Origin of the sequence: Morganella sp. EGD-HP17, from assembly GCF_000512315.2 — a bacterium.
Lineage (GTDB): Bacteria > Pseudomonadota > Gammaproteobacteria > Enterobacterales > Enterobacteriaceae > Morganella > Morganella morganii.
This window is the reverse complement of record NZ_AZRH01000007.1, coordinates 122765-136765: the sequence shown is the minus strand read 5'-3', so window position 1 is coordinate 136765 and position 14001 is coordinate 122765. Positions and strand designations below refer to the sequence as shown.

12 protein-coding genes are annotated in these 14001 nt (G+C 52.4%); 10 read left to right on the top strand and 2 right to left on the bottom strand.

From position 1 onward, the window contains the following. Positions 1 to 75: 75 nt before the first annotated feature. On the top strand, positions 76 to 1221 hold the full coding sequence (gene dnaJ, locus X965_RS09550; RefSeq protein ID WP_004237124.1) for a molecular chaperone DnaJ: 1146 nt from the start codon (positions 76 to 78) through the stop codon (positions 1219 to 1221). Between the two features lie 364 nt (positions 1222 to 1585). On the opposite strand, the gene X965_RS09545 is transcribed toward dnaJ, so the two are convergent. Beyond that, entirely contained in the window at positions 1586 to 2428 is an 843-nt protein-coding gene (locus X965_RS09545) for a DMT family transporter (protein ID WP_036417891.1), read from the bottom strand. A 252-nt stretch (positions 2429 to 2680) separates the two neighbouring features. On the opposite strand from X965_RS09545, the gene nhaA reads away from it, so the two are divergent. Both nhaA and nhaR read left to right on the top strand, forming a co-directional pair. Continuing rightward, positions 2681 to 3859, top strand: a complete 1179-nt coding sequence (gene nhaA / locus X965_RS09540) for a Na+/H+ antiporter NhaA (protein WP_036417889.1) — start codon at positions 2681 to 2683, stop codon at positions 3857 to 3859. 91 nt (positions 3860 to 3950) lie between these two features. Continuing rightward, entirely contained in the window at positions 3951 to 4880 is a 930-nt protein-coding gene (gene nhaR, locus X965_RS09535; RefSeq protein WP_004237129.1) for a transcriptional activator NhaR, read from the top strand. Positions 4881 to 4941: 61 nt separating this feature from the next. Here nhaR and rpsT read toward each other — a convergent pair whose 3' ends face one another. Further along, entirely contained in the window at positions 4942 to 5202 is a 261-nt protein-coding gene (rpsT, locus tag X965_RS09530; RefSeq protein ID WP_015422441.1) for a 30S ribosomal protein S20, read from the bottom strand. A gap of 351 nt (positions 5203 to 5553) precedes the next feature. Here rpsT and ribF point away from each other — a divergent pair, with 351 nt between their 5' ends. The 7 genes from ribF to carA all read left to right on the top strand — a co-directional run bounded on the left by ribF (position 5554) and on the right by carA (position 13987). Further along, complete coding sequence (gene ribF / locus X965_RS09525; RefSeq protein WP_004237131.1) at positions 5554 to 6498, top strand: bifunctional riboflavin kinase/FAD synthetase; 945 nt, start codon at positions 5554 to 5556, stop codon at positions 6496 to 6498. A gap of 27 nt (positions 6499 to 6525) precedes the next feature. Continuing rightward, positions 6526 to 9339, top strand: a complete 2814-nt coding sequence (gene ileS, locus X965_RS09520) for an isoleucine--tRNA ligase (RefSeq protein WP_036417887.1) — start codon at positions 6526 to 6528, stop codon at positions 9337 to 9339. Positions 9340 to 9342: 3 nt separating this feature from the next. Beyond that, a complete protein-coding gene (gene lspA, locus X965_RS09515; RefSeq protein WP_004237133.1) occupies positions 9343 to 9864 on the top strand; it encodes a signal peptidase II in 522 nt (173 codons plus the stop codon). Positions 9865 to 9924: 60 nt separating this feature from the next. Next, positions 9925 to 10356, top strand: coding sequence for an FKBP-type peptidyl-prolyl cis-trans isomerase (fkpB, locus tag X965_RS09510; protein WP_004237134.1), 432 nt, complete (start codon positions 9925 to 9927; stop codon positions 10354 to 10356). Positions 10357 to 10468: 112 nt separating this feature from the next. Then, positions 10469 to 11419: a 4-hydroxy-3-methylbut-2-enyl diphosphate reductase gene (gene ispH / locus X965_RS09505; protein WP_004242138.1), complete on the top strand. Its 951-nt coding sequence runs from the start codon at positions 10469 to 10471 to the stop codon at positions 11417 to 11419. A 177-nt stretch (positions 11420 to 11596) separates the two neighbouring features. After that, complete coding sequence (dapB, locus tag X965_RS09495; RefSeq protein ID WP_032099050.1) at positions 11597 to 12412, top strand: 4-hydroxy-tetrahydrodipicolinate reductase; 816 nt, start codon at positions 11597 to 11599, stop codon at positions 12410 to 12412. A 435-nt stretch (positions 12413 to 12847) separates the two neighbouring features. Further along, the gene (gene carA, locus X965_RS09490; protein ID WP_004237138.1) at positions 12848 to 13987 is read left to right on the top strand and encodes a glutamine-hydrolyzing carbamoyl-phosphate synthase small subunit; all 1140 of its coding nucleotides are present in this window, start codon (positions 12848 to 12850) and stop codon (positions 13985 to 13987) included. Positions 13988 to 14001 lie beyond the last annotated feature (14 nt).

Genomic DNA, 14001 nt, shown 5'->3' with positions numbered 1-14001 from the left:
TTATTAATCACTGAAAACCGGCACGGGCGTTGAGGAAACTCTGCGCCCGTGTGCTTGTGTTAAGGGACAAAACGGATGGCAAAAAAAGATTACTACGAGGTGTTGGGCGTCTCGAAATCTGCGGATGACAAAGAGATTAAAAAAGCCTACAAACGCCTTGCGATGAAATATCACCCTGACCGTAATCAGGGCGATAAAGACGCGGAAGATAAATTCAAAGAAGTAAAAGAAGCATACGAGATCCTCACCGACGCACAGAAACGTGCGGCTTATGACCAGTACGGCCACGCGGCATTTGAGCAGGGCGGTATGGGCGGTGGCGGCGGATTTGGCGGCGGCGGTTTCGGCGGTGCTGATTTCGGTGATATCTTTGGTGACGTCTTCGGTGATATTTTTGGTGGTGGTCGCCGTCAGCAACGCGCGGCACGCGGAGCAGACCTGCGTTACAACATCGAACTGACCCTTGAAGAAGCGGTTCGTGGTGTGACCAAAGAGATCCGTATTCCGACCCTGGAAACCTGTGATAAATGTCACGGCAGCGGGGCGAAAGAAGGTACTGAGCCGCAGGAGTGTCCGACCTGTCACGGTATGGGCCAGGTGCAGATGCGCCAGGGCTTCTTTGCAGTGCAGCAGGCGTGTCCGACCTGTCACGGCCGTGGCAAAATCATCAAAGATCCTTGCAGCAAATGTCATGGTCACGGGCGTGTTGAACGCTATAAGACCCTGTCAGTCAAAATCCCTGCGGGGATGGACAGCGGTGACCGTATCCGTCTGACCGGCGAAGGTGAAGCAGGCGAAATGGGGGCTCCGGCAGGCGATCTGTATGTCGAGGTTCATGTCCGCCAGCACAATATCTTCGAGCGTGACGGCAGCAATCTCTACTGTGAAGTACCGATTGGCTTTACGGTTGCGGCGCTGGGCGGTGAAATTGAAGTACCGACACTGGACGGACGCGTTAAGCTGAAAATTCCGGCAGAAACCCAGACCGGCAAGCTGTTCCGCATGAAAGGTAAAGGTGTCAGACCGGCGCGCGGCGGAATGCAGGGTGACCTGATGTGCCGTGTGGTGGTGGAAACTCCGGTGAAACTGAGCGAAAAACAGAAAGAATTGTTACGTGAGTTCGGTGAATCCGTTGATGGCCAGAGCGGTCACAACAACACTCCGAAAGCGAAACGCTTCTTTGACGGTGTGAAAAAATTCTTTGATGACCTGACCAAATAAGTCATTGTCAGATATGTATATAACCGGCCGGGATAATTGTCCCGGCCGGTTTTTTTGTGTGTTTTGTAAAAGTTGTTTTATCTGAACGCGTTATTGTTTTTGCTCTGATTATCAACAGGGATTAACGCGATGAATACTATCGGATCCGCCATTATTCATGCCGGGCTGATTGCAGTTCAGCCTTCAGTATCTACCGGACACAGCGCTGGTGTTGCGAAAAGCATACCCGTGACACAGGTCTGCAATACCCGGACAGAGTTTGCCCGGCAGGAGATGACTGCATCTGATGCGACAAAAGTGAATGTGAAGTCAGGTGAAATAAATCTGCTGATGCTGAACACGCTGTATAACATCAGGGCTGAAACTATCCTCCCAGCTTCGTCACAATCACCCCGGCCACAATAATACAGGCGGCCAGAATCCGGGCGGGTGTCAACTTTTCTTTCAGGAAATACGCGGAGAGCAGCAGCGCAAACAGCACACTGGTCTCCCGTAACGCCGCGACAATCATAATCGGTGCCTGTCCCATCGCCCATATCACAATGCCGTAGCTGAAGATTTGCAGAATACCGCCGGTCAGCCCGGGCTTGCTGTAGCGCAGAAAGTCACGGGTGAAATGGTGGCGGTAACGGGCAAAACCCATCACCACCATCACCAGCCCGTTCAGGGCGAACAGCCAGAAGATATAAGTCAGTGAGTCTGTGTTGCTGCGGGCACCGAAGCCGTCGGATAGAGTGTAACAGGCGGTAAAAAAGGCGGTGATCACCGCATAGATCAGCCCGCTGCGGGCGTGCCCGGAAGCCCGGTGTTTCAGTGCGGGAAGGATAACCCCGGTGATAATCAGCAGAATACCGGCTAAAGAGAGCCACGGCAGATGCTCACCAAACAGAAGTACGGCAAACAGGGTCGTCAGCAGCGGGGCACAACCCCGGGAAACCGGGTAAATCTGGCTGAGGTCGCCCTTTGAATACGCTTTGCTCAGACAGATGGCATAACCGATATGAAACAGGGCGGACAGCAGCAGCCACTTTACCGCAGCTGCATCCGGTAAGCCGAGCCAAAACAGGGCGGGAACTGAGACCACGCCGGACCAGATGGTCATCACTGCGATACCCAGAAAGCGATCCTGCCCGAATTTAATCACCGCATTCCAGGATGCATGGAAAAAGGCAGCAAACAGTACAGCAATAAACAGCGTGGCGGACATGGGATAACCTGTTTTATTCAGTGAGCGGTGGCAACGACAGCAGAATATCCGCCGGTATGATGGATCATACGATACACTTCACAGAAACGAAAATGTTAATATATAGTTAATCACGGAGTGTTTATCAGGAAATTCTGTGATTCAGACCCTCATTAATCAGGAATTATCGAGTTATTATTGCTGAATAATCTGCTTTTTTCGAGTTAATTGTTTGCATATTATTAACGCCGACAGTCTTAAAGGAGTTAACCCATGACCGCAATTATCCGACAGTTCTTAAAACTCGAAGCCGCAGGCGGCATACTGCTGATTATCGCCGCGCTGATCGCGCTGGTAATGGCGAATACGCCGTTGTCGGCGTTGTATCAGTCGTTTCTTGATATTCCTGTTGCTGTAAAATTTGCGGCACTGGAAATTGATAAGCCCTTGTTATTATGGATTAATGACGCTCTGATGGCGATATTTTTCCTGGTCGTCGGGCTCGAAGTAAAAAGGGAGCTGATGACCGGCTCTCTGGCCGGGCGCGACAAAGCGATGTTTCCGGCAATTGCCGCACTCGGCGGTATGATAGCCCCGGCGCTGGTCTATCTGCTGTTTAACGGCGGGGATGCCGCTGCTGCACAGGGCTGGGCGATTCCGGCCGCAACCGATATTGCCTTTGCCCTCGGCGTAATGGCACTGCTGGGTAAAAGAGTACCGACAGAGCTGAAAGTCTTTCTGCTGGCACTGGCGATTATTGATGACCTCGGGGTTATCGTGATTATCGCGCTGTTTTACACCAAAACCGTTTCACTGACAGCGCTGCTGCTGGCGGCACTGATGGTGGTGGTATTGTGTGTGATGAACTGGCGTAATGTCAGCAACACCGCTGCGTATATGATTGTGGGGCTGATATTGTGGGTGTGTATTCTGAAATCCGGCGTGCACGCAACTCTGGCCGGAGTGATCGTCGGGTTCCTGATCCCGCTGCGCAGTAAAGATGGTGAGCACTCACCGTCAGAGGAGCTGGAGCATGTGCTGCATCCGTGGGTGGCGTTTCTGATCCTGCCGCTGTTTGCCTTTGCCAATGCCGGTGTCAGTGTTCAGGGAATTTCCTTTGATGCACTGATGGGCACACTGCCGCTGGGGATCCTGCTCGGTCTGTTTGTCGGTAAACCGCTGGGGATTTTCACCGCATGTCTGATTTCGGTAAAACTGGGCTTTGCAAAACTGCCGGAGAGGATTACTCTTAACCAGATATTCGCTGTATCGGTGTTATGCGGGATCGGTTTTACAATGTCTATCTTTATCGCGGGACTGGCATTTACCGGGCTTCCGGAAGCATTTAACACCTACTCCAAGCTGGGAATTCTGATTGGTTCCACTATGGCGGCAGTTACCGGGTTGTTCCTGCTCCATTCCGTGTTACCGAAGAAAACAGTCCGGCAGTAATCCGTTATTCACCGGCCTCCGCGGCCGGTGAATACAACAGAATTTCCGAGTTAATCATCAAAAAAAGATAAGGTATGTACCGGGAAAAACTATGCGAGTCTCCCATTTAAACTACAATCACCTCTATTATTTCTGGCACGTCTGCAAAGAAGGTTCGGTGGTGGGGGCGGCAGAAGCGCTCTATCTCACCCCGCAAACCATTACCGGCCAAATCAAGGCGCTGGAAGAGCGTCTGGACGGTAAGCTGTTCAAACGTCAGGGACGCGGCCTGGTGCCGTCAGAGCTGGGTCAGCTGGTGTTCCGCTATGCGGACAAAATGTTTATGCTGAGCCAGGAAATGCTGGATATTGTCACTTACAGCCGCGAATCCAATCTGTTGTTTGATGTCGGGGTTGCGGACGCACTGTCAAAACGTCTGGTCAGCAAAGTGCTGGAAACGGCGGTGATGGAGCATGAGCAAATCCATCTGCGCTGTTTTGAATCCACTCACGAAATGCTGCTGGAGCAGCTCAGCCAGCACAAACTGGATATGATCCTCTCTGACTGCCCGGTGGATTCCACCCAGCAGGAAGGGCTGTTTTCCGTGAAGCTCGGGGAATGCAGTATGAGTTTCTACTGCCGCCAGCCCGCGCCGCAGAAGCCGTTCCCGGAATGCCTGGAAGAGCGCCGCCTTCTGGTGCCCGGCCGCCGCTCGATGCTCGGCCGTCAGTTGCTGACCTGGATCCGCAATAAAAACCTGGAGGTGGAAATCCTGGGTGAATTTGATGATGCGGCACTGATGAAAGCATTTGGTATGTATCACAATGCGATTTTTGTGGCGCCGTCGCTCTACACCAAAGGCATTTTTGCGGACAGTGATGTTGTCGAGCTGGGAACAGTGGATACCATCAAAGAAGAGTATTATGTGATTTTTGCCGAGCGTATGATCCAGCATCCGGCGGTTCAGCGGGTGTGTAACAAGGATTTCTCTGCGTTGTTCAGCGGTTCGCAGTCGGCTGCGGATGCCGGTTTACCGGACTGAGGCAGAAAAAGGACATAAAAAAACCGGCATCAGCCGGTTTTTTTATGTCTGCACAATCAGATTACATTGCTTTGATCTGAGCAGCCAGGTTCGCCTTATGACGGGCAGCCTTGTTCTTATGGATCAGGCCTTTAGCAGCGTGACGATCCACAAGTGGTTGCATGTCATTAAATGCGTTCTGAGCAGCTTCTTTGTCGCCGGCAGCGATAGCAGCGTAAACCTTCTTGATAAAGGTGCGCACCATAGAACGACGGCTAGCGTTATGCTGACGACGTTTTTCAGACTGAATGGCGCGTTTCTTAGCTGATTTGATATTAGCCAAGGTCCAACTCCCAAATATATTCTTCGAGGACAATACAAAGGTGGAGGAATATGCCTGCTCCGCTTTATTTTGTCAATGGATTTGTGCAAATATGCGTCGTTGTACAGCGACGCAAATGTACGTTGTGATGGGCGGGGATTTTATCAGTTTACGCAGCGGGAATACAGCCCTTACACGGAAAAAAGTCACCGGAATGGTAAGATTCTGACGAAAAAAATTATTTTTCACTTTCCGCAGAGGGGGATGCCCCGCTTTTTGTACAGAGAATTCGCGATTCAGCCGCATTAGTGGGTTAACCTGACGCGGCGGACAAGGTATAATCGGACTAATTTTGACTGTATTGAGCCGGCTATGGAGCTAATTCGCGGTACTCACAATATTCGTGCGCGTCACCATGGTTGCGTGCTGACTATCGGTAATTTTGATGGCGTTCATCGCGGACATCAGGCATTACTGTCACATCTGGCGCAGGAAGGAAAACGCCTGGGGCTGCCGTCGGTCGTCATGATCTTTGAGCCGCAGCCGCTGGAATTTTTTGCCCCGGATAAAGCGCCGGCACGCCTGACCCGGCTGCGCGATAAGGTAAAATATCTTGCGCAGTACGGTGTGGACTACTTATTGTGTGTTAAATTCAGCAAACAATTTGCATCACTGACACCGGATGCCTTTATCTCACACCTGCTGGTTGAACAGCTCGGGGTAAAATTTCTGGTGGTCGGGGATGATTTTCGTTTCGGAAAAAATCGTCAGGGCGATTTTAACGGGCTGTGTGAGGCAGGGAAACAGTATGGTTTCACGGTCCGCAGCACGGAAAGTTTTTGTGATAACGGCAAACGGATCAGCAGCACGGCCATCCGCCGTGCGCTGGAAAATGACGATCTGGCACTGGCTGAGGCACTGCTCGGGCACCCTTACCGCATCAGCGGGCGCGTGGTGCACGGCAACGAACTCGGGCGCACGATCGGTTTCCCGACTGCCAATATCCCCCTGAAACGTCTGGCCGCACCGGTAAACGGTGTGTACGCTGTGGACGTATACGGCCTCGGGCCGCATCCGCTGCCGGGTGTGGCCAATATCGGCTCCCGCCCGACTGTACAGGGCAAGGGCCAGCAACTGGAAGTTCATCTGATTGATGCGGCAATGGATTTATACGGGCAGCATCCGGATGTGGTACTGCGCAAGAAATTGCGAAATGAACAGCGGTTTGCCTCGCTCGATGAGCTGAAAGCGCAAATCGCGCGGGATGAGATTGCGGCAAGGGAATTTTTACAATCCAACCCCTCGTTATGTGTTTAACGGAATAATATTGGAACTGAGAATCGAATGAGTGACTATAAAAATACCCTGAATCTCCCGGAAACAGGGTTCCCTATGCGCGGGGACTTAGCAAAGCGCGAACCTGATATGCTGAAACGCTGGTACAAAGAAGGTCTGTACCAGGCGATCCGTAAAGCCAAAACCGGTAAAAAAACATTTATCCTGCATGACGGCCCTCCGTATGCAAACGGCAGCATTCACATTGGTCACTCAGTCAATAAAATTCTCAAAGATATTATTATTAAATCCAAAGGCATGGCCGGTTTCGACTCCCCGTATATTCCGGGCTGGGACTGCCACGGCTTACCGATTGAACACAAAGTCGAACAGGTGATTGGCAAGCCGGGTGATAAAGTCACACCGGCTGAGTTCCGTGCCGCCTGCCGTGAATACGCAAAAGAGCAGATTGAAGGCCAGAAGGAAGACTTTATCCGTCTGGGCGTGCTGGGTGACTGGGATCATCCGTACCTGACCATGGACTTCAAAACCGAAGCTCATATTATCCGCGCACTGGCAAAAGTGATTGCCAACGGCCATCTGGTCAAAGGGGCAAAACCGGTTCACTGGTGTACCTCCTGTGCCTCTTCCCTGGCGGAAGCGGAAGTGGAATATTACGACAAAACCTCCCCGTCCATTGACGTGCGTTTCACCGCTGCGGACGCGGATGCGGTTTACAGCAAATTCGGCGTGAAAAATGACGGGCTGCCGGTTTCTCTGGTTATCTGGACCACCACCCCGTGGACTTTACCGGCGAACCGCGCGATTTCCCTGAACCCGGAATTTGATTATCAGTTAGTCCATGTGAACGACGAGCGTCTGATTCTGGCCGCTGACCTGGTGGAAAGCGTGATGAAACGCGCCGGTATCACCAGCTGGACTGTTGAAGCGGACTGCAAAGGCAGCGACCTGGAACTGCTGCGGTTTAATCATCCGTTTATGGGCTTCGATGTCCCGGCTATCCTCGGCGATCACGTTACCCTGGATGCGGGTACCGGTGCTGTGCATACCGCGCCGGGCCACGGTCCTGACGACTATGTAATCGGCCAGAAATACGGCCTGGAAACCGCTAACCCGGTCGGCCCGAACGGCTGTTATGTCAGCGGCACCTATCCGTCACTGGATGGTGTGTTTGTGCTGAAAGCCAATGACATCATTCTGGAACTGCTGAAAGAAAAAGGCGCACTGCTGCACAGCGAAAATATTTCGCACAGCTATCCGTGCTGCTGGCGTCACAAAACGCCGGTCATTTTCCGTGCCACGCCGCAGTGGTTTATCGGGATGGATGTGAACGGTCTGCGTCCGCAGTCTCTGAATGAAATCAAAGGCGTGAAGTGGATCCCCGGCTGGGGCGAAGCGCGTATCACCGCGATGGTGGAAAACCGTCCGGACTGGTGTATCTCCCGTCAGCGCACCTGGGGCACACCGATGTCTCTGTTTGTCCATAAAGAGACCCAGGAACTGCATCCGCGTACACTGGAACTGATGGAAGACGTCGCCAAACGTGTGGAAGAGCACGGTATTCAGGCGTGGTGGGATCTCGACCCGCGTGACCTGCTGGGTGATGATGCCGATATCTATGAAAAAGTGCCGGATACCCTGGATGTCTGGTTTGACTCCGGATCCACCCACTTTGCCGTTGTCGATGCCCGTCCTGAGTTTCATGGCAATTCTGCGGACATGTATCTGGAAGGTTCTGACCAGCACCGCGGCTGGTTTATGTCCTCACTGATGCTGTCCACCGCGATGAAAGGCAAAGCGCCTTACCGCGAAGTACTGACTCACGGTTTTACCGTCGATGGTCAGGGACGCAAAATGTCCAAATCGCTGGGCAACACCATCAGCCCGCAGGATGTGATGAACAAACTCGGCGCGGATATCCTGCGTCTGTGGGTTGCTTCTACTGACTACTCCGGTGAAATCGCGGTTTCGGATGAAATCCTGAAACGCTCTGCGGATTCTTACCGTCGTATCCGTAACACCGCGCGTTTCCTGCTGGCGAACCTCAATGGTTTCAACCCGGAAACCGATATGGTGAAACCGGAAGAGATGATTGTGGCAGACCGCTGGGCTGTCGGCCGCGCGCTGGCGGCACAGGCTGATATCCTGAAATCCTATGAAGCCTATGATTTCCATGAAGTGGTACAGCGTCTGATGCAGTTCTGCTCGGTGGAAATGGGTTCTTTCTACCTGGATATCATCAAAGATCGTCAGTACACCGCGAAAAGCGATGGCCTGGCGCGCCGCAGCTGTCAGACCGCACTGTTCCACATCGCGGAAGCTCTGGTTCGCTGGATGGCGCCGATCATGTCCTTCACTGCCGATGAAATCTGGAATGTGATGCCGGGCAAACGTCCGCAGTACGTCTTCACTGAAGAGTGGTATGACGGCCTGTTCGGGCTGAATGCACAGGACAGCATGAACGATGATTACTGGGCAACGCTGCTGGCGGTGCGTGGTGAAGTCAACAAAGTGCTGGAGCAGGCACGTGCCGACAAACTGATTGGCGGCTCGCTGGAAGCAGCGGTGACTCTGTATGCGGATGATGCCCTGGCGGCACAGCTGAACCGCCTGGGTAATGAACTGCGTTTCGTGCTGCTGACCTCTCAGGCAGATGTGAAACCGCTGTCTGCGGCACCGGAAAGTGCGGTAAACAGTGAGCTGGACGGCCTGCGCATCGGCTTCGGCAAAGCGGAAGGCAGTAAGTGCCCGCGTTGCTGGCATTACGCGACCGACATCGGTCAGGATAGTGAACATCCTGAACTGTGCGGCCGCTGTGTGACTAACGTAGCCGGAAACGGTGAAGAACGTAAGTTTGCCTGATAAATGAAAAAACCACTGTGTTCGACCGGATTACGCTGGCTGTGGCTGGCGGTCCTGGTACTGGTACTGGATGCGATTTCAAAGCAGCTGATTTTAGCCAATTACGGGCTGCATGAATCCACATCTCTGATGCCGTACTTTAATCTGACCTATGTGCGGAATTACGGTGCCGCATTCAGCTTCCTCGCATCTCAGGGCGGCTGGCAGCGCTGGTTCTTCACAGCGGTGGCTATCGGTATCTCCGTGACATTATTAGTGATGATGTACCGTACCAGTGCACGCAATAAACTCAGTAATATTGCCTATGCGCTGATTATCGGCGGGGCGATCGGCAATCTGCTCGATCGCCTGATGCACGGCTTTGTGGTGGATTACATCGACTTCTATGTCGGTGACTGGCACTGGCCGACGTTCAACCTGGCGGACAGCTGGATCATCATCGGGGCGGGGCTTATCATTATTGAAAGCTTTATCCCTGACGGTAAGAAAAGCGACAAACCAGAGAATAAAACATCATCAGACTGATGACCCGAATATCCGCCGCCAGGCGGATATTTTTTATCTGATACAGAGAGTAATAATTATATGCAGGTTGCAGAACATCACAGCGTATTACTGGATTACACCCTGAAACTGTCTGACGGCTCGGTGGCAGATTCCACAGAAGCACAAGGCAAACCGGCACTGTTCCGCCTCGGCGACGGCAGCTTGTCTGATGCACTGGAACAGCAATTACTGGGCTTATCCGCCGGGGATAAAAAAACCTTCACACTGCCCGGTGAGGCGGTGTTCGGCAAGCCGAGCCCGGATCTGATTCAGTTTTTCTCAGCTGCTGATTTCCTGGAAGCCGGTCTGCCGGAAACCGGTACGATCATGCTGTTTACCGCGATGAACGGCAGCGAAATGCCGGGAATTATCAAATCCGTTACTGAAGATTCTGTCGAGGTGGATTTCAACCATCCGCTGTGCGGACAGGATGTGACGTTTGATATCAGTGTCCGTGACGTCACTGCATAAGACACAGAGCAATAATTAGCATTACGGTCCGGGGGACGGCTCTGGTATAGTAGCGCGCAAATGTTGAATTTTTGTTTTACTGCCCGTCCGGGCGATCGTTTGGAGGCTGAACGTGCGTATTTTACTGGCTAACCCGCGGGGGTTCTGTGCAGGTGTTGACCGGGCAATCAGTATTGTGGAGCGGGCGCTGGAGTTATATGGTGCGCCTATCTATGTCCGTCATGAAGTCGTGCACAACCGCTATGTGGTCAATGATCTGCGTGAGCGCGGCGCGATTTTTATTGAGGAAATCGCTGAAGTACCGGATAACGCCATTCTGATCTTCTCCGCCCACGGTGTCTCGCAGGCAATCCGCCAGGAAGCGCGTTCCCGTAATCTCACCATGCTGTTTGATGCCACCTGTCCGCTGGTTACCAAAGTGCATATGGAAGTGGCCCGTGCCAGCCGCAAAGGCAAAGAGGCGATTTTGATCGGCCACGCCGGGCATCCGGAAGTGGAAGGGACGATGGGACAGTACAACAACCCGGAAGGCGGCATGTATCTGGTGGAATCCCCGGAAGATGTGTGGAAACTGAACGTCAAAGATGAGGAAAACCTCAGCTTTATGACGCAGACCACTCTGTCTGTCGATGATACCTCCGAAGTTATTGATGCGCTGAATGCCCGTTTCCCGAAAATCATCGGGCCGCGCAAAGACGATATCTGCTATGCCACCACCAACCGCCAGGAAGCAGTGCGGGATCTGGCGGGTCAGGCAGATCTGGTGCTGGTGGTTGGCTCTAAAAACTCATCAAACTCCAACCGGCTGGCGGAGCTGGCGCAGCGGGTCGGAAAACCGTCTTATCTGATTGATTCTGCGGATGATATTAATCCCGCCTGGCTACGTGATGTGGATACTATCGGCCTGACGGCCGGGGCATCCGCACCGGATGTGCTGGTACAGCAGGTGATCAGCCGTCTTCAGGAACTGGGGGCGGATGAAATCAGTCAGCTCGAGGGGCGTGAGGAAAATATTATCTTTGAAGTCCCGAAAGAGTTACGGGTGGATATCAAAGAAGTCTGACACAGCAAAGCAGAACGCAGGTTCTGCTTTTTTTTGTCTGCAGTCCGGTAAATACAGTTTTACTGATAATCGGCGGGCTGTATTGTGATTTTCTGATGATAGCGGCGGGTAACTGGTAATCCGGCCGGACAGCCGTTAATCTGCTGACATACAGACAGAAAACTGAGGATAACAAATATGGGTAAGTTACGGCTCGCGGTTGCGGGTGCCGGTGGCCGCATGGGACGCCAGCTGATTCAGGCGATTGCACAGAATGATGATGTGGTGCTGGGTGCGGCATTTGAGCGCGAAGGCTCCTCACTCACCGGGACTGATGCCGGTGAACTGGCCGGTACCGGGCGCAATGGCGTGATCCTGACGGCTGATCTGAACAGCCAGAAAGACAATTTCGACATCCTGATTGATTTCACCCGCCCGGAAGGCACCCTGACACATCTGACGTTCTGTACCGCGAACGGCAAAGGGATGATTATCGGCACCACCGGGTTTGATGATGCCGGAAAGGCCGCTATTGCACAGGCTGCGCAGCAAATTCCTGTGGTTTTTGCGGCGAATTTCAGTGTTGGCGTCAATCTGGTGCTGAAACTGCTGGAAAAGGCGGCCAAAGTCATGGGCGACTATACCGATATTGAAATTATTGAAGCGCATCACCGCCATAAAGTGGATGCGCCGTCCGGAACAGCGCTGGCGATGGGAGAATCTATTGCCGGGGCGCTGGGGCGTGACCTGAAGGATTGCGCGGTGTATTGCCGTGAAGGCTATACCGGCGAGCGGGAGCGGAACACTATCGGGTTTGCCACTGTGCGTGCCGGGGACATTGTGGGCGAGCACACAGCGATGTTTGCGGATATCGGCGAGCGTGTTGAAATCAGCCACAAGGCTTCAAGCCGGATGACATTTGCAAATGGCGCGGTTAAGGCAGCAGCCTGGCTGAGTGATAAAAAGAACGGTCTATTCACTATGAAGGATGTGCTTGATCTGGAAAATTTATAATAAAGTATAAATTACAACAGATTGATAAAGCAGTGATATTTTGATTTATCACTGCTTTAACTATTCTTTTTTTATAATTCTTTATCTGACCTATGTTTTTTATCATTATCATCGTTGTTACTCTCTTTTTTATTGCTGTTTTTGCCTTTCTCACCTCTTTTTCCGGCCGTTAGCCTTTTTTTCAGTCATCTCATCAAAAATTCAGCATAAAGCTAATAATGATACTGTTTTATCCCTGTCAGCCAGCCTGTTTTGATCATGATGAGTAAAAAAATATAAAAAAGTCGATTTTCTCTGGACAACTGCCCGTTCGATCTTTAGAATGCGCCGCAATTTGTCAAAATTTGGTTAAATTTCTATTTTGGCATTGCTTTATAGCCCCAAATCTGAATTAATATGCACTAATTGTGATTTATTATTCCTCCGGAGGGTGTTTTGTTTAAGTCAGCAATCCTGGTTCTGCAAGACGGAACCACATTTCACGGACGCGCCATCGGCGCAGAGGGTGCCGTTACCGGCGAAGTTGTTTTTAATACCTCGATGACGGGGTATCAGGAAATTCTCACCGACCCCTCTTATTCCCGCCAGATAGTCACTCTCACTTATCCCCATATTGGTAATACCGGCACTAACAGTGCTGATGAAGAATCCCCGGATGTTTATGCACAAGGCCTCGTTATCCGCGACCTGCCGCTGACCACCAGTAATTTCCGCAGTGAAGAAAGCCTCTCCGAATACCTGAAACACCGCAACGTCGTGGCTATCGCCGATATTGATACCCGCAAACTGACCCGATTACTGCGCGAGAAAGGCGCTCAGAACGGCTGCATCATCGCCGGTGAACACCCGGATGCGGCACTGGCGCTGAAAAATGCACAGAGCTTCAGCGGGCTTAACGGGCTGGATCTGGCGAAAGAAGTCACCACCGCGCAGCCATACAGCTGGACACAGGGCTCCTGGACACTGGACAGCGGCTTACCGGCGGATAAAACAGCGGAAGAGCTGCCGTTTCATGTGGTGGCGTATGACTTCGGTGCTAAACGCAATATTCTGCGTATGCTGGTGGATCGCGGCTGCCGCCTGACCGTCGTACCGGCACAGACCCCGGCGGAAGAGGTGCTGAAAATGGCACCGGACGGTATTTTCCTCTCCAACGGCCCGGGTGATCCGGCACCGTGTGATTATGCGATTGAGGCTATCACCCGTTTCCTGGAAACCGATATTCCGTTGTTCGGCATCTGCCTGGGGCACCAGTTACTGGCACTCGCCAGCGGTGCAAAGACCATCAAAATGAAATTTGGTCACCACGGCGGCAACCACCCGGTTAAAGACATTGAAAATAATGTGGTGATGATTACCGCGCAGAACCACGGTTTTGCGGTGGATGAGGCGACGCTGCCCGCGACACTGCGCGTCACGCATAAATCATTGTTTGACGGCACACTGCAGGGTATTCACCGTAATGATAAGCCTGCATTCAGCTTCCAGGGTCACCCTGAAGCCAGCCCGGGCCCGCACGACGCCGCCCCGCTGTTCGACCACTTTATTGAACTGATGAAAAACGCCCGTCACTGATCAGGAGCAGAAAA

What these genes read in the sequence shown, in the direction of transcription:
- dnaJ (WP_004237124.1), top strand. Translation starts at nt 76, where the DNA reads ATGGCAAAAAAAGATTACTACGAGGTGTTGGGCGTCTCGAAATCTGCG.
- X965_RS09545 (WP_036417891.1), bottom strand. Translation starts at nt 2,428, where the DNA reads ATGTCCGCCACGCTGTTTATTGCTGTACTGTTTGCTGCCTTTTTCCAT.
- nhaA (WP_036417889.1), top strand. Translation starts at nt 2,681, where the DNA reads ATGACCGCAATTATCCGACAGTTCTTAAAACTCGAAGCCGCAGGCGGC.
- nhaR (WP_004237129.1), top strand. Translation starts at nt 3,951, where the DNA reads ATGCGAGTCTCCCATTTAAACTACAATCACCTCTATTATTTCTGGCAC.
- ribF (WP_004237131.1), top strand. Translation starts at nt 5,554, where the DNA reads ATGGAGCTAATTCGCGGTACTCACAATATTCGTGCGCGTCACCATGGT.
- ileS (WP_036417887.1), top strand. Translation starts at nt 6,526, where the DNA reads ATGAGTGACTATAAAAATACCCTGAATCTCCCGGAAACAGGGTTCCCT.
- lspA (WP_004237133.1), top strand. Translation starts at nt 9,343, where the DNA reads ATGAAAAAACCACTGTGTTCGACCGGATTACGCTGGCTGTGGCTGGCG.
- fkpB (WP_004237134.1), top strand. Translation starts at nt 9,925, where the DNA reads ATGCAGGTTGCAGAACATCACAGCGTATTACTGGATTACACCCTGAAA.
- dapB (WP_032099050.1), top strand. Translation starts at nt 11,597, where the DNA reads ATGGGTAAGTTACGGCTCGCGGTTGCGGGTGCCGGTGGCCGCATGGGA.